Genomic DNA, 18,783 nt, shown 5'->3' on the forward strand with positions numbered 1-18,783 from the left:
GCAACTAAGACTGGCTGATGTCGTGGATTTCGTAACCCAGCTCTTGGGTGCCTGTTCTCAAGGCAATCCAAGCGCTTTCTAGAAGGTTGGCATTGCCCTTAATCCCCAGCTCAATATGACGCTGGGCATAAACACCCCCCTTAGAGGCGTCACCGACAGAGGGGAGACTAAAGACCTTCACCCCCGGAAAATTAGCCTCTATGCGCTCCATTAAGGGGGTCAAGGTAGATTCAACTCCCTTGGGAACGATGAAGCTTTGCTCTGCCCAATTTTCTTGATGGAATAGATCCTTGTAATAAGTATCTAAGCACCAAGCCATCATCGGCGCGGCCATTACCGGAAAGCCAGGAACAAAGTGATGCTCTTGAATCCGAAATCCTGGAATTTGGTTGTATGGGTTTGGAATAATTTCACTACCAATCGGAAACTCCCCCATCTTGAAGCGATGCTGATTTTCCGGAGTACTTAAATCCGACTTGATTGGATCGCCTTCTGCCATCGACTGAATGCGACCAGCAATTAATTCTTGCGCAGTTGGATGTAACTCAGTTTTTGTACCCAGAGCAAGTGCCGCGCATTGACGGGTGTGATCATCCGGTGTCGCGCCAATGCCGCCAGTACTAAACACAACATCACCACTTGCAAAACTGTCTTTGAGTGTTGCAGTAATTTGCTCGGGATCATCAGCAACGTATTTAGCCCATGCAAGACTGAGGCCGCGCTCATTGAGCAACTCGATAAGCTTACTCATGTGCTTATCTTGACGACGACCAGACAAAATCTCATCACCAATTACGATTAAACCGAAGCGACGTTGGGCTTTGTTTGGCACTTCTATTTCAACTTTTTTAATTGCATCAACCATGGTAAGGCAGTTCCATATCAACAACGCGAGATTGCACTGTGAGCGCTTGATCCAACTCTTCTTCTCTCAATTGCTTGAGCGCATCTAATAAGAAGTAGCTAAACCATAAAGCAGCAAACACAAAAATCAGAGAATAAATCCAAAGGGCTATAAAGCTCACTATTGGAAATAACACTAAAGCCAATGCAGAGGTAGCCCAGAAGAAAGTTGGCACTGCGCCCAACATGCCTGAGGCTATACCCATACAGAATAAAGGCCAGCGATATTTTTGAAGCAGAAGGTCGCGCTCTTCTGAACTGGCATGCTTTGCTAGAACGTCATATGACATCAGGCGCATCGTTAACCATCCCCATAACAATGGAGGCAAGACAGCCACCAGTGGAGGAACCCACCACACAGGTAGGGTGAGCATCACCAACGCAAGACAAATGAGGGCTGACCATAGGCTATAGATCAAACTGCCAAAGAAACCGCCGCCCTTCTTGCACTCTAGATCCTGAAATTGTGACTGCCTAGAGGCAATCTTCACAATCGAGGGTACCGTTGAAAATGCGATGAAGACTAGTAAGCTAATCGTAATCAAGGGAATCATGAGCATGACAAAAAATAATGGCGCAATCCATGCTCTAGCATTTTCAAAGCCCGCCCAAACCAAACCCTCTTGGATCCAGCTCGTAAAGACGGAGGTTGTTAGAAAAATGCTTAATGTTTCTAAGGCTGGCGTCCATGTGAGCCAAATGAGGCAACCCCATAAAACTGAGACGATCAAAAATGGCCTGAAGCTAAGCCATAACATTCGCGGATGCATGGTTCCAACTAATGCCATGCCAAACGATTTAAATACTTGCGGTAATCCGACCATACAACTCCTATTGCCGGCAGACTTGCAGTCTACTTAGGCTTGAATTCTTTAATGGCACGCACCAAGCTTTGCCATTGTTGAGCGAGAATATTTTCTGAAACAGTTAAATTTCTGACTCCCGTAGGATAGACCTCTTTAGTGAAGATGGCCGTTCCGAATAACATATCCCACCACGGAAATAAAATACCAAAATTACAACCGCCTAATACTCCAGGTTTACCTCTTGCTTCATGCCCATAACCCACAGCATGATGCATACGGTGAAACATTGGGGATACCAATAAGTATTTAGCAGATCCTAAGTGAACCCTAATATTGGCGTGCTGCCAACTTTGAATAAATTGGCTTAGCGCAATCAACATGATGAATTGCCCTGGGGATACACCAAACAATAGCGCAAAGAAAGCCATGAAGGTTGCACGCATGATGTCGTCGAGGATGTTATTGCGATTATCTGACCAGGCAGTCATGACTGTTTGACTATGATGCAAGGCATGCAATTGCCACCACCAGTTAAAAGCATGGGATGCGCGGTGATAAAGAAAATCGACAAAATCCAGAATGATGAGGTAAATCACGAAGCTAACGACGGGAACTGAGGTCACGCCTGGCCACCAGGACTCTACATTCAGGCGATCAAAACGGAAATCATGCAGGATGGAATCCATCTCAAAAAAGAAGCCAGACAAGCATATAAAAATCAAGCCATGAAATATTCCCAGACGATGAAATAAGGTGTACAGAACATCTGCCCTACTCGACTTTGAAAAACGCTCTTGCTTTTCTGCTGGGGCTAGGCGCTCCCACGTTCTTAATACAACCAGAATTAAGAAGAGCTGAACCCAACCAAACAAGAACCAATCGATCCCATCAAATACGTCCTCGGCCCAAGACATTAAATCAAATTGGTACAAAATCGGACCTACTACATTCGAAAACAAAAACTCCTGAACACTGGCATAAGCATTCGCAATCAGGGAAGTGACGGTAGTGAGGTCCATGCTTTATTTTGACTGATTTGCTGAATCTTTGGGTAGTAGTCCAAAACAGAAACCACGGCCCTTCAGGTTAACAATCAACTGCTCCAAAACCGCAGGTGCCCATGGATCTTTTCTAGACCAAATACCCAAGTGAGCCATGGTGATATCGCCATCCTTTAGATCTCTACTCGCTTTGTCCAACAGAAGATGATTGGGATGCTTCTCGGAGTTCAACTCATCCCCCAAGAAACCAGCAGGTGCCCAGCCAATATGCTGATAACCACACATACCACCCATTCGAATCAGGGTAGGCGAAGTTTTACCTCCGGGCGCACGCCAGATTTTCTGCAGCGGCTGATTTGTCATTTCTTGAAAGCGCTGGTCAACTCGACGTATCTGTTTACACATTGCTGCCTCGTTATACAAGACAGTTTCTCCCGCCTTTGGACCAAATTGCGGCTTCTCAAAAACCTGTCCCTTAGGGCCATCCTTTACAAAGTAATCATGGTCGTAAGTATGACTACCAAAATGATTGCCTTCCTTTGCTAATTGCTGCCAAAAGGGTTTCCAAGAATCATCTAAAGCAAAGTCGCCGCGGTAAGTTTTTTCATTGGCCAGGAAAAAAGTAGCCTTTACGTTTTGCCGCTTGAGAATCTCAGCCACTTTTTCAGCCACTGACATATTGCCAGTATCAAAGGTGAGATAAACCTGCTTGCTGCATTGAGCAGATTGGGCAATAACGCCCATTGAAAAACAGCCGAGCATAAGCACGGCTGCGATACGGATGAATACCTTATGACTTTGGCGGCTCATGCTGAGGGTTACTCCCATCCAGCCCTTGGAGTGAAAAACACACCATGTGGTGACTTACCAACCGGAATCACCGTTACCAACTTCATTGTTGGGATATCAATTACCCCAACCTTTTTAGAAAAGCGGAAAGTGACCCACATCGTTTTACCATCTGGAGTAATTTCCATATCGTCTGGGCCAGCTGGCAGTCCTGTGATGTCGCCCACCTTCTCCAAGGTTTGCATATTGATCAAGCTGATCGTAGAAGCAATACGGTTGCTTACAAATACATGCTTTTTGTCCCCTAAAGGACGGAAGTTATGGGCACCCTTCCCTGTAGGGATACGCTTTACTTCTTTGCGATTTTTCCAATCAATTACTTGTACATAGTCTTCGCCCGTAATACCCACTAAGAGGAATTGATCACCAGGCGTCATCCACAAACCAGCAGGCACTTTACCCGTGGGCATGACCCACAATACATTTTGTGTTTCAAGATCTATTGCGGCAAGTTCACTAGAGTCTTGCAAAGTAATAAATGCAATTTTGCTATCCGATGTAAAAGCAATATGACTAGGTGTCTTACCTAGCTTTACGGTCTTAGCCAATTTAAGATTTGCACTGTCGGCAGCATAAATATCCACTCGATCCAAGCGATTGCCATTAGCTATAAACCATTTGTGGTTTGGGGAGTAACCGATTTGGTATGGATCAATAATGTTCGGAATCTTGCCAGTCAACTCACCCGTAGTTGGATTCATCAATACAACATCATTACCAGCAGCATTGGCAATCAATAACGATTTTTGATCAGGGGTCATCATGAGGTGATGAGGTTCCTTGCCAACCGGGATTGTTTTAATAACCTCACGTGTGTTCATATCGATCAAACTGACAGATGCAGAACCTGAATTCAGAATCACCGCCAACTTAGGTTGATTTGCAGGAGTTGCTGAGGCTACGGGGCTAGTGGTTTGTCCAAAAGCGGTTTGATTGGCAAGCAGAAGCGCCAATAATGCAGAGGCCGCGATTGTGCGAAAACCTCTAATCTTGATAAATTTGTACATCCCTCCATTGTAAGCAATTGGGGAGACTGAATAGGCCTCTAAATCCAGTGGATATGCCTTGGAATTGACCTAGCGCAAGCTTGTTAAAACCTTTTCGAGCCGCTTTAAGGACATGGGGGTTGGGGTTTTGAGCTCTTGAGCATACAAAGCCACCCTCAACTCTTCCAACTGCCAACGAAAATCCGTTAAAGCTTGATCCTCAGCCATCGCATAAGAGGCAGACCCCTTATTCCCTTGCATCAGTTTTTGCCACGGACGAGCAACCGATTCCCAATCTTTTTGGCATTGGGCATCACGACTAGGATTTGATCGTAATTTATCAATCCGCATCGCAATTGCTTTTAAGTAGCGTGGCACATGCACCAATTGGGAGTACGGTATCTCCGCCACAAACTTAGGAAAGATTAATCCCTGCATCTGAACCTGTATATCGGTATAGGCACTTGGCGAAGCCGCTTTTGCACTAGCAATCTTTTTCTGCAAATCTGCATGGGCTTGCAATGCATTTAATGCGTGGCGAGAAATCTCTTGGGCAATAAGTGCCAATCTCGGTTTTCCGGCTTGAAGGCGCTCGGCGAATTGCTCTGCATTCACTGGAAGTTGCTCAGCCATAAAAGCACGCTCAAGGGCAATATTCAGAATCTGATCAATCAAGCCCTCTACCGATCCCACATTGATAAATAGCAAACCCAATTCACGTATACCGGGCAATTGTTTTTGCAGGGCTTTGAGCGTATCTTTATTACTCAGCGCAAATAAGCGACGTAGTCCTAAAGCATGCTGTTTGCGAGCCTCCTCTAAATCATCAAATACCTCAAGATCACAAAAGTCAATGCGATCTACTAGGGCGGGGTAACCAAACAGAGTTTTATTCCCCTTTTGGATCTCTAAAGTTTCTGGCAACTCACCAAACTCCCAAGCGCGGTAGCCACCCTGCTCGACCTTACGAGTGGTATCGGCGGTATTGGCACCTCCGTTTGCATTGGGTTTAGATTTTTCACCTAGAGGTAACTCCATTCCCAACTCGACCTGAGCAGTCTCTTGGGCAATGGCCTGGAAGGCATTACGGGCGGTCTGCCCATACTCTGAACGTAAGCGAGCCAAGTTGCGCTCTACCTCGAGCTGGCGTCCATGTTCGTCAATCAAACGGAAATTCATCGAGGAATGGAGTGGCAATGCCTCTGGCCTAAAGTCTGTGCGTTTAATTTCTAAGCCGCGCTCTTTGCGAATATCACCGATCAGACTATCCAGAAAGTCCCCAACGCCAAATTGCTTTTCTTCTAACTTACGCTCAAGAAAGGACTTTGCATAATCTGGCAACGGCACGCAATGGCGCCTTAATTTCTGCGGAAGTGATTTAAGGAGGAGCAATACCTTCTCTTCACACATACCAGGGACAAGCCATTCGCAACGACGCCCATCCACTTGATTAAGCTGGGTTAAAGGAACAACCAGAGTCACGCCGTCCTTTGGGCTGCCAGGCTCGAAGTGATAGGTGAGACTCAGCTGTGCACCACCGACCAACATCGTCTTTGGATAGCGATCCACTGTGATACCAGCGGCTTCATGGCGCATCAAGTCCGCTTTTTCTAGGCGAAGTTGAGTATCAAGATCTTTTTCGGTATTTCTGTCTTTCGTTAGCCATGCTTTAAGACTTTCACGACTACGCACTTCCTTAGGTATTCGAGATTCATAAAAAGCGAATAGCAACTCATCATCTACCAATACATCGGGCCGACGAGAGCGATGCTCTAAAGCTTCGATTTCTTTAATCAAGCGGCGGTTATGCCAAAAGAATCCAAACACATTAGGATATTTTTTCTTGGCATCAGCTTCTGTTTCACGCTGGAGCGCGGGGGTATCCATGCGCCCAAACATTTCTTCCTGCACCAGGGCTTGGCCAATAAATAACTCCCTAGTTTCCTCGGGATTGTGTGGTTCATATCGAACCCTACGGCCATGATAAATCGGCAAGCCATACAAAGTGCCCCGCTCAAAAGCCATCACCTCACCCTGACGGTTATCCCAGAAAGGATCACTAAGGGATTTAATCAGACGATGCGCAGCAACACGCTCCACCCATTGCGGCTCAATCTTCGCAATCGTTCTGGCATACATGCGATTCGTTTCTTGCAGCTCTCCAGCTAGGATCCAGGCGCCTGCCTTTTTGCCAATAGTAGAACCAGGCCAAATGAATGGACGAATACCACGCGCGCCTACGTAACCACCTGTTTTGCTATTGCGATCTTGAGATTTCTCGTCCTCTTCTTTTTTGGCCACATATCCGAGCAGGCCTGTTAATAAAGAAAGGTGTACCTGCTCATATGTTGCGGCCAAAGAATTTTCTTTCCAGCCCTTCTCGCCCAGCATGGTGTGCAGTTGACCATGAACATCGCGCCATTCACGCAAGCGACGTGGTGACAGAAATTTACTTTTGCACAGATTCTCAAGTTGTCGATTGCTATGTTTGTGTTGTAAGGCATCTTGATACCAATTCCAGAGTTTGACGAAACTCAGAAACTCAGAGCGCTCATCAGCAAACTGAAGGTGGGCTTGATCAGCTGCGGCAGCCTGATCCATGGGACGATCACGCGGATCTTGCGTAGCCAAAGCGGATGCGATGATGGTGACTTCTTTTAAGGCATTCTGCTCTTTAGCAGCTAAGAGCATTCTGCCAATGCGCGGATCAAGGGGTAAGTCTGCTAATTGTTTGCCAATGGCCGTGAGCTTAAAGCTGTTATTAATATCCTTGCCATCTGCAGGCTCTGATTCATCAAATTCAATTGCGCCTAATTCGTCTAGAAGTTGCACGCCATCGGCAATCGCTCTACCCAAGGGTTTATCAATGAAGGGGAAATGCTGGATCTTGGGTAAGCGTAAGGAGCTCATGCGCAACAGCACTGCAGCTAATGAGCTACGCAATATCTCTGGATCAGTAAATTTAGGCCGTCCTAGATAATCTTGCTCGCCATATAAGCGAACACAGATGCCATCGGATACACGTCCGCAACGCCCTGCCCTTTGATTGGCAGCAGCTTGCGAGATGGGTTCAATTTGTAGCTGCTCTACCTTATTGCGATAGGAGTAGCGTTTGACTCTCGCTAGACCACTATCGATCACATACCGAATGTTCGGTACTGTTAACGAGGTCTCCGCAACGTTGGTTGTCAGAATAATTCGTCGCCCATTGCCTGGGCTAAAGACCCTCTCTTGCTCAGCGACGGATTGACGAGCAAATAAACTCAGAATCTCGGGATGAAAGCGTTGCTGCAAGACATGGTCTTTACGCAAGGCTTCTGCGCAATCGCGTATCTCACGCTCGCCCGGCAAGAAGACCAATACGTCTCCTGCGCCCGCTGCTCCTTCTCGCCATAAGCTGGCGATCTCTTCCGTCACCGCATCCGGGATTTCCTTGGCGGTTTTGGATTCTTTTTTGCCATCCGGCTTGGCATCCGGCTCCAGCGGTGCATAACGTTGCTCTACCGGAAACAATCTACCGCTGACTTCGATAACGGGTGCCACCTTGCCATTAATGGCAAAGTGTTCGGCAAAACGCTGGGCATCGATGGTTGCCGAGGTAATAATCAGCTTGAGATCTGGTCGCTTTGGGAGTAGCTGCCTCAGATAACCCAATAAGAAATCAATGTTCAGACTACGTTCATGCGCTTCGTCAATGATGAGCGTGTCATAAGTACGTAACTGAGGGTCGCGCTGAGTCTCTGCTAGCAAGATACCGTCGGTCATCAGTTTGATAGAAGCGGTATGACTAGTCTTATCAGCAAAGCGAACTTGGTAGCCCACATCTTGGCCAATGGGCGAACCTAGCTCCTGGGCGATGCGCTTGGCCGTAGCGGTGGCTGCAATCCGGCGTGGTTGAGTATGGCCAATGAGCTTGCCGCCATTAATCGTGCCTCGCCCCAGATCCAAACAGATCTTCGGAAGCTGGGTGGTCTTGCCCGAACCAGTCTCACCGCACACAATCACCACCTGGTGGCTCTGCAGGGCATCCTTGATCAGCTGACGCTGACCAGAGACCGGCAATTCCTCTGGAAAGCGAATTTCTAGCTTACGTGAGGTGTTGGAAGCAGGCACAGGCTGTGGCATTGCTTTGGGTTTTTGTTGGTTTATAGGCTCTTGCACCCTATAATTTTCTCACTATGCCAACAAATGCACCGAACCAGGCCTTAATGGCCGAAGAAACGACCTCCAACTTCCCTTTCGTGGGGTGGTTGCGCGATGTTGCGCCCTACATTCATAGCTTCCGTGAGAAGACCTTCGTTATCGCCTTTGCAGGTGAACTCGTCCAAGAAATCGGTCTTGAGAACCTGATTGAAGATATCGCCATGCTCCATGCGATGGGCATGCGAATTGTTCTGGTTCACGGTATCCGCCCACAGATTGAAGAGCAGCTCATGCTCCGGAACATTAAAAGTAAGTTTGGCAAGAGCGCCCTGCATAGCTATCGGATTACCGATGCAGCTGCACTAGAGTGCGTTAAAGAGGCCGCCGGTGAATTGCGTCTTGATATTGAGGCAGCATTTAGTCGCGGATTACCAAACACCCCAATGGCTGGCTCACGCATTTCTGTGATCTCTGGCAACTTCATTACTGCAATGCCAGTAGGTGTTGTAGAGGGTACTGACTACATCCATACCGGATTGGTCCGCAAAGTAGACTCTGGTTCTATTAGGCAGTCTTTGGATAGCAACAAGATTGTGTTGTTATCACCTTTAGGTTTCTCACCAACAGGCCAAGCATTTAATCTGGCATACGAAGACGTAGCTGCATCCACTGCTGCTGCCCTTAAGGCGGATAAGTTAATCTTCCTGAGTCCATATGCAGGCCTTAAAGATAATGAAGGTGATTTCATCACTGAACTATCTATGCCTCAGTTGCAAGAGTATGTTGCCCAGAACAAAGACATGGATCTCGGCATGAAGAGTTTGCTCAGTATCTCTGGCAGAGCAATACGGGCAGGCGTTAGCCGGGTACACTTTTTGCCCTGCAATCAGGATGGAGCGCTCCTCGAAGAGCTCTTTACCCATGATGGCATTGGTATGATGCTAGCCTCATCTGATATCGAGAACTTACGTGAAGCCAATCAAGATGATGTTGGCGGTATTTTGCAGTTGACGATGCCTTTGGAAGATGAAGGCATCTTGGCGGCTCGTGGACAAGACGTGATTGAACGTGATATTCAGCGCTTCTCAGTGATAGAGCATGACCGCGTTCTCTTTGGTTGTGCCGCCCTCTTCCCATTTCCAAATGGCGTTGGTGAATTAGCCTGTCTTGCTGTTGATCCAGATGTTCAAGGGTCGGGTGATGGCGAGCGTCTACTCAAGCGTGTTGAAATGCGCGCTAAGCAAGAAGGTATAAAAAAATTATTTGTTCTCACTACTAGAACTGAGCACTGGTTCTTAAAGCGTGGCTTTAAACGGGCAACGGTCGATGATCTGCCTGAAGAAAGAAAACAAATTTATAACTGGGACCGCAAGTCCATGGTTTTAACTAAAGATCTATAAGTAATTTAAGAAACTGAAGAAATACTAGAAAGGTATTACAGATGGCACGCATGGTTCAATGTATCAAACTCAATAAAGAAGCTGAGGGAATGGATTTTGCCCCGCTTCCAGGCGAGCTAGGTAAAAAGGTTTGGAATCAAGTCTCTAAGGAAGCTTGGGCAGCTTGGTTAAAGCACCAAACCATGCTCATTAATGAAAACCGCCTCAATATGGCAGACCCCCGCGCACGCCAGTACCTCCTAAAGCAGGTAGAAAAGTACTTCTTTGAGGGTGGTGCTGATATGGCTCAAGGTTACGTTCCGCCTGCAGACTAAGTAAATATAGTTTGCAAATAAAGTTTGCCGTGTTGCAGCATGTGATTTATTGAAAAATATATTTTGAATTGCTGTTGACACTGCCAACGATAAGCGTAGGATGAAGCTGTGGTGAGACAGAAGTAGTGTCCCACTCACATTGGCGAAAGCCACTTAAGATGAGTGCATCTGTGCACTCATAGATATCGGAACTAATTACCTTCCGATTATCTGCGCCATGCATACCATGGCAGACAAACCCGATGGGCATACCCCGTCGGGTTTTTTAATTTCTACAGCGCAATTCTATCTACACCAGCAGCGTTGCTAACCAACAAAATATTGGCCTTTTCTTTTGCAAACAGTCCGACGGTGATCACTCCAGCAATTTGATTGATTTGCTCCTCCATCTGCAGTGGATTGGAGATCTTTAGGCCTGCCACATCCAAAATCCAACCACCGTTATCACTTACAAAAGGCTCACTCGGAGTTTGATTGAGATCGGCTCTAGTGCTCTTTGCCAGACGTAGGGTGACTTTACCGCCTAATTTTTCCAACTCACGACTCACAACGCCTTTTGCAAGAGGAATGATTTCTACTGGTAATGCAAAGTTGCCTAGCACCGGCACTTGTTTTGATGAATCGCAAATGCAAATGAATTGCTTTGCCATGGAGGCAATAATTTTTTCTCTGGTAAGCGCTCCGCCGCCGCCCTTAATCATATGTCCCAAAGGATCGATTTCATCTGCACCATCCACATAAGCAGGCAGACCTTGCACATCATTTGGATCAAGAACCTTAAAGCCATGCTTAAGTAAGCGCTCAGTGGTGGCATTAGAGCTTGATACCGTACCTGCAAAATGATCCTTGTGTGGGGCTAGCGCATCAATAAAACAGTTTGCGGTCGAGCCTGTTCCTACGCCCAAGACCTGTCCTGCAGGAAGCTTAAGCACTTCGTCTCTAGCCGCCTCGCCTACCATTTGCTTTAGTTGATCTTGAGTCATATAGCTATCAAATGCCTTTACTAGAACTGAGTAATTAATCCATCTATCATATGATATCTATCAGAAAACCATCCTAGAGCAGCGAGTAAGCCCATGAATAGCACCCCTTCTTCACTAAGCCAACTTGAGCAACTCAAGAAACTGACCACGGTTGTGGCTGATACAGGCGATTTTGAGCGCATGCAGGCTTTTCAGCCGCAAGATGCGACTACCAACCCTTCGCTGATCCTGAAGGCTGCACAGCAAACCAATTACCAGGATTTAGTGCAGTCAGTCAAAGCAGCCCATCCAGGCATGAACCCAACCGACTTAGTCGATTACATTTTGGTTGCATTTGGCTTAGAGATTTTGAAAATTGTGCCGGGTCGCGTTTCTACTGAGGTGGATGCCAGACTTTCCTTCGATACAAAAGGAACGGTTGTTAAAGCCAAGCATTTAATTGCCCTTTATGAGTCTCATGGCATCGATCGCAAACGCATTTTGATTAAATTAGCTGGCACATGGGAAGGTATTGCTGCTGCCAAGGAATTAGAGGCGCAAGGCATTCATTGCAATATGACATTACTTTTTTCCCTCATACAAGCTGCTGCATGTGGAGCCGCCAATGCGAAACTTATTTCTCCATTTGTGGGTCGTATTACCGATTGGAATAAAGCCAAGTTAGGTACCAACTGGAGTGATAGCGCAAATGGTGGAGCGAATGATCCTGGCGTGACTTCCGTTAAGAGAATTTTTCACTATTACAAGCACTTTGGTATCCCTACTGAAATCATGGGGGCTAGCTTCAGAAATACCAGTCAGATACTAGAGTTAGCTGGTTGTGATCTTTTGACTATTAGCCCAGAGCTATTGGCTGAACTTCAAAGCAGAAATGCATCAGTTGAGATAAAGCTAATTCCCGCTAATGCCCAAGCCGCGCTTCAGACAGAGGGTATAACACCCTTAAAGCTTGATGAATCTAGTTTCCGCCTGCAGCTCAACAATGATGCAATGGCTACCGAGAAACTGGCTGAAGGGATTCGGAACTTCTGCGTAGATACTGAGAAGTTGGAAGCGCTACTAGCTAAGTAATTACTTCTTGGCGGTATTAATGCCTAGTATTGAATAAGCAGGGCAATTACCAATCATTCCCGTGATGAGGGGAATGACGCCAATCCAAGCCCATGGGCCAGTAATGCCAAAACCAGCTAAGCCCATCAGCGTGACGCCAACAGTCATTCGTAGAACGCGATCAGTATGTCCGATATTGCATTTCATATGAAGCTCCTTGTTTTACTTGGCAGCTTTGTCGTTTGTTTTGGCTAGGCGCTGTCGTAATGCCTCATACAAGCATACGCCACTTGCAACGGATACATTCAAACTTGAGACAGCTCCTTGCATAGGAATGCGTACCAACTCATCACAGGTTTCTTTTGTCAGACGGCGCATACCCTCACCTTCAGCCCCCATCACAATCGCAATCGGGCCCGTGAGATCGAGGTCATAGATTGATTTGGTGGCCTCGTCATCGGTACCGATCAACCAAACACCCGCCTCCTGCATCTCTTTCATACTACGAACGAGGTTGGTAACCGTAATGACTGGTATCACTTCTGATGCACCACTAGACACTTTACTAACAGTTGCATTAATAGATGCTGAGCGATCTTTAGGAACCACTACGGCATCTACGCCAGAGCCATCTGCAACACGCAAACAAGCGCCAAAGTTATGGGGATCAGTAATGCCATCTAAAACCAGAAATAATGGTTTTTTCTGAGCACTCTCAGCATCTTCAACCACTTCAGTGACGGTGCGTGCCACAGTCATTTTTTCAGCCAAAGCAACAACACCTTGGTGGCGATCATGGCCTGTCAGCTTATGTAGGCGCTCAGCGTCAGCGGCATGCAAACGTTCACCTAAAGTCTCTTCTGCCTGCTTTAAAAAATCCCCCATGCGTCTATCGCGACGGCCGGAGTCAAAGTACACAGACTTCAAGCTATCTGGATCCACCCTTAAGCGCGCTTGTACCGCATGAAAACCTACTAATATTTGTTTCATCTTATTTTTCTAATCGATCTTTATTTACGGCGCGCTTTAGTACTGCGAACTGGGGGCTTAGTGCCCGCTGGTTTACCAACAGATCTACCCGGCTTAGCGGATTTACCATTTTTTCGGGTAGCTTTACTCTTAGACTGATTAGCCCCTAAAGTTCCAGCAGATTTAGCTGCATTGACATTAATGCCGCTAGTCTTTTGTGGCACCTTGTTGTCTGAGCGACCTCTTTGAGGGGCTGCTTTTTTATTTGGTCTGCCTGTATCTGTTGCCAATAAAACTTGGCGGCGATTGGAAGATCCGCCGGGTTCTGCGCCAACAGATTTGACAAGACTAAATTCAATCTTGCGCGCATCTAAGTCAACGCGACTGACCAACACATGCAAACGATCACCTAAGCGATAGCGAATACCAGTACGTTCTCCACGCAATTCTTGGCGCGCTTCGTCATATTGGAAGTAATCTCCGCCAAGCTCAGTGACATGCACCATACCTTCGACAAAGAGATTCTCTAGCTGAATAAATAAACCAAAGTTTGCAACGCCGGTGACAGTACCAGCATATTCTTGACCTAAATGGTCACGCATGTAGTAGCACTTGAGCCAAGCTTCTACATCACGTGAAGCTTCATCAGCACGACGCTCATTGGATGAGCAATGAACGCCCAATTGGCCCCAGATTGGCAATGCGGCGTTGGCACCCTTAGGAGGCTTGGCACCCTTAGCTACCCCTGCTTTGGCATCACTTTGAGATTTCTTGGCATTGACTGCATTCTCACGACCTTTGCCCTTACGGGGCAAAGTTAAGTTGAGAGGCACCATCGGCGGCAATACTGGAACGTAAGGCTTTTTCTGCAGAATCGATTTGATCACGCGATGCGTTAGCAAATCAGGATAACGGCGGATCGGGCTTGTGAAATGTGAGTAAGCTGGGTAAGCCAAGCCAAAGTGGCCTTCATTGTCGGGCTGGTACATCGCTTGTTGCATGGAGCGCAATACCACTGACTGCAGCATATTGGCATCGGGGCGCTCCTTGATTTCACGCATCAATTTAGCGTAGTCACGTGGCTTAGGTTTATCGCCACCGCCTAATGACAGACCTGAAGTTCTCAGAACTTGACGCAAAGTAACCAACTTCTCTTCTGATGGCTCACCATGCACACGATACAGACTAAGGTGCTTATTTTTTTCAATAAAGTCAGCTGCACAAACGTTTGCAGTCAACATGCACTCTTCAATTAAGCGGTGGGCATCATTACGAAGACGTGGCTCAATACGGAGAATCTTGCCAAGCTCATTGCTAATAATTTGAGTCTCGGTAGTTTCAAACTCAATAGCACCCCGCTTCTCACGAGCAGCCAATAGAATCTTATAAAGCGAATATAGGTTACCCAGCAATGGGCGGAACTGAGCAAAGCGTGTTGCCTCTGGACCCTTGCTGTTAGAAAGAATTTCCCAAACAGTGTCATAAGTAAAACGTTGTGCTGAGTGCATTACCGCTGGGTAAAACTGGTAAGCCAACACAATACCGTTGTTATCTACGACAGAATCACACACCATACACAGGCGGTCTACGCCTGGATTGAGTGAGCAAAGACCATTGGAGATCTTCTCTGGAAGCATTGGGATAACGCGTCTTGGGAAGTAGACTGAAGTAGCACGCAGTAATCCCTCGTCATCCAATGGCTGACCTGGTTTGACGTAATGAGATACGTCAGCAATCGCCACGATCAGGCGCCAGGCTTTGGTCTGGCCATACATGACCGGCTCACAATAGACAGCATCATCAAAGTCACGTGCATCAGCACCGTCAATGGTGACCAAAGGCACATCACGTAAATCAACGCGGCCTTCTAGATCAGATTGCTGGACTGTGTCTGGCAATGCCGCAGCCTCTTTCATGGCGGCAGCAGAAAATTCATGGGGGACGCCATACTTACGTACAGCGATTTCAATTTCCATACCGGGATCGTCAATCTCACCCAATACTTCAACTACACGTCCAACTGCCTGACGATAACTATCTGGGTAATCAATAATCTCTACGCTGACAACCTGACCTAGCTTCGCCTGTCCTTGACCCTTAGGCGGAATCAAAATGTCATGACCAATGCGCTTATCTTCAGGCGCAACAATCAGAACACCGTTTTCATTTAAGAGGCGGCCAATCACTACTTTATTAGCGTGCAGAACTACTTCAACAATCTGCCCTTCTGGACGACCACGTCGATCTGTTCCCAATACTCTGACGTTGACTCTATCTCCGTGCATGACGCGAGACATTTCTCTTTCGGATAGAAAGATATCTTCGCCACCATCATCGGGAATGACAAATCCAAATCCATCTCGATGCCCCTGAACTGTTCCCAAACGGTCAGCCTCACGTGGCACCAAGTCTTTTGCTTTACGCATTTAATTCCTTCGGCAATACATGCCCTGTATATATCTGCTGATATCTATTTTTGTTATGAATAAGGCTACTGTATCAAACCACCAAGTCTGAAGGGAAAAAGCCAAATCAGGCCAGAAATGACCAAGAAATGCTCATCCCTCTATAATAAAGGCATGCCCAGGTGGCGAAATTGGTAGACGCACCAGCTTCAGGTGCTGGCGATCGTAAGGTTGTGGGGGTTCGAGTCCCTTCCTGGGCACCAAATAGCTTAAAGTCACCCCTAAGACCCTTAACATGAGGTTTCCTTCTATTGTTGCATCCCGCCAATAAACAAACGCTTAAAGCCAATTGAACCCCACTCTACTCAAGAATTCGAGCCAGACAAGCAATCGAATTAGTCTTTTTTCGGCTACCGCTCTAGGCATTGGCGGAATGATGGGTGCTGGGTTGTTTTCCCTTCTGGGTACCGCTGGCGCCCATGCGGGATCGCATATTCCCCTAGCCTTTTTAGTTGGTGCTATAGCTGCCTCGTTTTCGGTCTACTCTTACGCCAAATTAGGCGCCACTTTTCCCAGCAGCGGAGGCGCCGCGACATTCACGGTGATGAGCTTTGGTCCTGGGGTCATTTCTGGTGGTCTGAATATATTCCAATACATTGCCTATCTCATTGCAGCCGCTCTTTACGCTGCCGGCTTCTCGGAATACGCAAACACTTTACTAGGCGGAAATCTAACTTCACTAGAGGTAAAAATAGTTGGCGCCGTTATTGTCATTCTTTGTACCGGCATTAACTTATTGGGCCCCAACATTGTTGGCAAGGCCGAAATGTTGGCGATTGGCTTTGTCACAATTGCCCTGCTACTGTTTTCTGTTGAAGGCATTCATGTAGCCAATGTTGGCGCATTTCAGTTTTCTGGCTGGTCTCTCAATGGCATTGCGATCGCCACCGGTATCTTGTATATCAACTACCAAGGCTTTGGAGTTGTGACTAACTCCTCCAACGCCATGCGAGAACCCCAAAAAGAGCTGCCTCTTGCCATGTTCTCAGCACTGATTTTAGTAACAATTGCTTATGTACTAGTTAGTACCGCAGTGATACTGCTACTTTCCCCTACTCAAATGGCGCTATACAACGGTCACGTATTGGCCGATGCAGCTCAAATCGTATCTGGGAAAACAGGCTTTATTGTGATTGGCGCCTCTGCCCTTCTAGCCTGTGCCGCTGCGCTTAACGCCACTATTTTTGCCGCATCCAATATTGCAGCTGATATGGCACACAAAAATTCTGTTTCTAAGGCTTTAGGTGACTCAGTCCTAAAAACAGAGTTCCGAGCTTTAACTGTGTCTGCATTCTTAGTGATTGCTTTGGTCTTGGCATTTCCGCTAGATGTTGTGGGCAAAATGGCGAGTCTTGCTTTTTTATTGGTGTATGCCGCTATTACTTACGGACACATTCGCGTACGCAAACAAACTGGCGCAAAACTATGGCCGCTCTGGGCCGCAATCATCATCAACCTGAGTTTGTTTACTACCCTATTTATCAATGTGATCGAGACTGCGCCAAATAGTGCAATTGCTCTAGTGATCGCCCTAATCGGATCTTTTGCAATTGAAGCAACTTCTCGTAAATTTCTGAGGAAGAAATTAAAGCCCCATTGAGCGGTGCAAGATTTTAGACTTCATCTCCACCCACAGGCTTTCAAAATCTTCAGTCTTGTCTTCTGATAGCTGAATCGGCTCAAAAAGACCGCCAAAGATGATGGAGCCCTTCTTCACCAAGGTCTTATCAAACTCACCCAAGGATATCGGCTTATCGTCCATATCCCTAGTGAGCTGGGCTGAGCAAACAATCGCATCTGCATCATCCCGATCAATGACTGCAAACTCAATAAATTGTTGATTCTTTTCAACAATAACCAAGGTCCCGCGGGCATAGCAAACGGCCTCATGTGCTTGCACGATGTATGCAAGAAATTGATTCTGCTCATCGTCACTCTTCATGGGGAGATCATCAATAAAGAATAGGTATTGATCTCCCTCGCTATTTACCAAAGTAAATACCTTTGGAACAACACCATGCCCCAAAGCTAAATTACGGTAATAGGAAGAAATTTCTACGGCAAGATTTTCAGAAAATAAGTGCATATTGATTCAGGAAAATATTACTCTTTACGAGTTTTAATAGATTCGATAATTTTATAGAAAGAGTCGGGCTGAACGGAATTCTGACCCTTAAACGGCTGATCGGTTATCACCAACAAAGATATCAGCGCACCCATAGTAATAGGCAAGATCTTTAATCCCAAGAAGAATGAATCTGAAGGCAAGAAGAGAGTATTGATGCCCATTAAGGCGAACATACAGATCAAAATGACTATCCAAAATAAACCCGGCAAGCGGATATTGGAGCGCTCAATGCGAGCCTCTCTACTCTCAGCAACCTCTTCAGATTTTTTGATGATATCGGTATACATTGCCGTTTGACGATTAGTTTGGGGTTCAATTGACATCAATTGTCTAGAAATCCCGCGCCACAACATATGGGTCTTGGAGCTGCCTTCACCCTTTTGCAATAGAGCCCACTCGTCATTCACAATCGAGTTCATATAGTCAAATAGCTCAACACGAATAGGCGCAATGGATGGATCGCCAAATCGGGTGAGGAGACGATCTAGGTTATTAATGCGTCCAGCCTCTTGCGATACTAGTGTTTGCACCTCGCGAAAATTGCTTTGTGCTTGATTGAGCAAAAAACCAATCAACAAGCCGCTAAGCGTGATGATGGATCCAAAAAGACCCAAACCCAATCGAGTGCTATCTTGTGTAGGTGCAAAGATCGGGATGGTTTGTAGTACACGTGGCATCAGATCCAACAAGGCAACAAAGAAGAGAATTAAGATTAAAAGAATCTGGACATTACTTTTCTTGTATATCCAATTAAAGAATGCATCTTCACGAGTACTTTTATTCATA

16 protein-coding genes and 1 tRNA gene are annotated in these 18,783 nt (G+C 46.5%); 5 read left to right on the forward strand and 12 right to left on the reverse strand.

All coding sequences use genetic code 11. The features are described 5' to 3' along the window. Window positions 1-4: 4 nt before the first annotated feature. The 6 genes from VC159_RS07080 to hrpA form a co-directional block, all read right to left on the reverse strand. The gene (locus VC159_RS07080; protein ID WP_323473153.1) at window positions 5-865 is read right to left on the reverse strand and encodes a competence/damage-inducible protein A; all 861 of its coding nucleotides are present in this window, start codon (window positions 863-865) and stop codon (window positions 5-7) included. Next, entirely contained in the window at window positions 858-1,727 is an 870-nt protein-coding gene (locus VC159_RS07085; RefSeq protein ID WP_323473154.1) for an EI24 domain-containing protein, read from the reverse strand. The genes VC159_RS07080 and VC159_RS07085 overlap by 8 nt, the downstream gene beginning before the upstream one ends. 29 nt (window positions 1,728-1,756) lie before the next feature. Then, complete coding sequence (locus VC159_RS07090; protein ID WP_323473155.1) at window positions 1,757-2,728, reverse strand: sterol desaturase family protein; 972 nt, start codon at window positions 2,726-2,728, stop codon at window positions 1,757-1,759. 3 nt (window positions 2,729-2,731) lie between these two features. After that, window positions 2,732-3,520, reverse strand: a complete 789-nt coding sequence (locus tag VC159_RS07095; protein ID WP_323473156.1) for a polysaccharide deacetylase family protein — start codon at window positions 3,518-3,520, stop codon at window positions 2,732-2,734. An 8-nt stretch (window positions 3,521-3,528) separates the two neighbouring features. Next, on the reverse strand, window positions 3,529-4,566 hold the full coding sequence (locus VC159_RS07100; RefSeq protein WP_323473157.1) for a cytochrome D1 domain-containing protein: 1,038 nt from the start codon (window positions 4,564-4,566) through the stop codon (window positions 3,529-3,531). A gap of 69 nt (window positions 4,567-4,635) precedes the next feature. Further along, window positions 4,636-8,670 carry an ATP-dependent RNA helicase HrpA gene (gene hrpA / locus VC159_RS07105; protein WP_323473574.1) on the reverse strand — a complete coding sequence of 1,345 codons (4,035 nt, stop codon included), beginning with the start codon at window positions 8,668-8,670 and terminating at the stop codon, window positions 4,636-4,638. 53 nt (window positions 8,671-8,723) lie between these two features. Here hrpA and argA point away from each other — a divergent pair, with 53 nt between their 5' ends. Together argA and VC159_RS07115 are read left to right on the forward strand one after the other, a co-directional pair. Further along, the gene (argA, locus tag VC159_RS07110; RefSeq protein ID WP_323473158.1) at window positions 8,724-10,088 is read left to right on the forward strand and encodes an amino-acid N-acetyltransferase; all 1,365 of its coding nucleotides are present in this window, start codon (window positions 8,724-8,726) and stop codon (window positions 10,086-10,088) included. 41 nt (window positions 10,089-10,129) lie between these two features. Further along, a complete protein-coding gene (locus VC159_RS07115) occupies window positions 10,130-10,402 on the forward strand; it encodes an oxidative damage protection protein (RefSeq protein WP_215359870.1) in 273 nt (90 codons plus the stop codon). Between the two features lie 272 nt (window positions 10,403-10,674). Here VC159_RS07115 and rpiA read toward each other — a convergent pair whose 3' ends face one another. Beyond that, window positions 10,675-11,385, reverse strand: coding sequence for a ribose-5-phosphate isomerase RpiA (gene rpiA / locus VC159_RS07120; protein ID WP_323473159.1), 711 nt, complete (start codon window positions 11,383-11,385; stop codon window positions 10,675-10,677). Window positions 11,386-11,478: 93 nt separating this feature from the next. On the opposite strand from rpiA, the gene tal reads away from it, so the two are divergent. Further along, entirely contained in the window at window positions 11,479-12,456 is a 978-nt protein-coding gene (gene tal, locus VC159_RS07125; protein WP_216191249.1) for a transaldolase, read from the forward strand. On the opposite strand, the gene VC159_RS07130 is transcribed toward tal, so the two are convergent. From VC159_RS07130 to rnr, 3 genes are read right to left on the reverse strand one after another with little or no spacing between them, the layout of a single operon-like run. Continuing rightward, a complete protein-coding gene (locus VC159_RS07130; protein ID WP_323473160.1) occupies window positions 12,457-12,642 on the reverse strand; it encodes a DUF2892 domain-containing protein in 186 nt (61 codons plus the stop codon). A gap of 15 nt (window positions 12,643-12,657) precedes the next feature. Then, window positions 12,658-13,425: a 23S rRNA (guanosine(2251)-2'-O)-methyltransferase RlmB gene (gene rlmB, locus VC159_RS07135; protein WP_323473161.1), complete on the reverse strand. Its 768-nt coding sequence runs from the start codon at window positions 13,423-13,425 to the stop codon at window positions 12,658-12,660. A gap of 20 nt (window positions 13,426-13,445) precedes the next feature. Beyond that, window positions 13,446-15,830, reverse strand: a complete 2,385-nt coding sequence (rnr, locus tag VC159_RS07140) for a ribonuclease R (RefSeq protein WP_323473162.1) — start codon at window positions 15,828-15,830, stop codon at window positions 13,446-13,448. Between the two features lie 155 nt (window positions 15,831-15,985). Here rnr and VC159_RS07145 point away from each other — a divergent pair. Both VC159_RS07145 and VC159_RS07150 read left to right on the forward strand, forming a co-directional pair. After that, window positions 15,986-16,072: transfer RNA gene (locus tag VC159_RS07145), tRNA-Leu, on the forward strand. Window positions 16,073-16,158: 86 nt separating this feature from the next. Further along, window positions 16,159-17,469: an APC family permease gene (locus tag VC159_RS07150; RefSeq protein ID WP_323473163.1), complete on the forward strand. Its 1,311-nt coding sequence runs from the start codon at window positions 16,159-16,161 to the stop codon at window positions 17,467-17,469. Here the strand turns inward: VC159_RS07150 and VC159_RS07155 are convergent. Beyond that, window positions 17,455-17,955, reverse strand: a complete 501-nt coding sequence (locus VC159_RS07155; protein ID WP_323473164.1) for a hypothetical protein — start codon at window positions 17,953-17,955, stop codon at window positions 17,455-17,457. The two genes, VC159_RS07150 and VC159_RS07155, sit on opposite strands and share 15 nt — an antisense overlap. Before the next feature lie 17 nt (window positions 17,956-17,972). Next, window positions 17,973-18,782, reverse strand: a complete 810-nt coding sequence (locus tag VC159_RS07160) for a hypothetical protein (RefSeq protein WP_323473165.1) — start codon at window positions 18,780-18,782, stop codon at window positions 17,973-17,975. Between the last annotated feature and the right edge of the window lies 1 nt (window position 18,783).

Source organism: Polynucleobacter sp. JS-JIR-II-c23, from assembly GCF_035011225.1.
Lineage (GTDB): Bacteria > Pseudomonadota > Gammaproteobacteria > Burkholderiales > Burkholderiaceae > Polynucleobacter.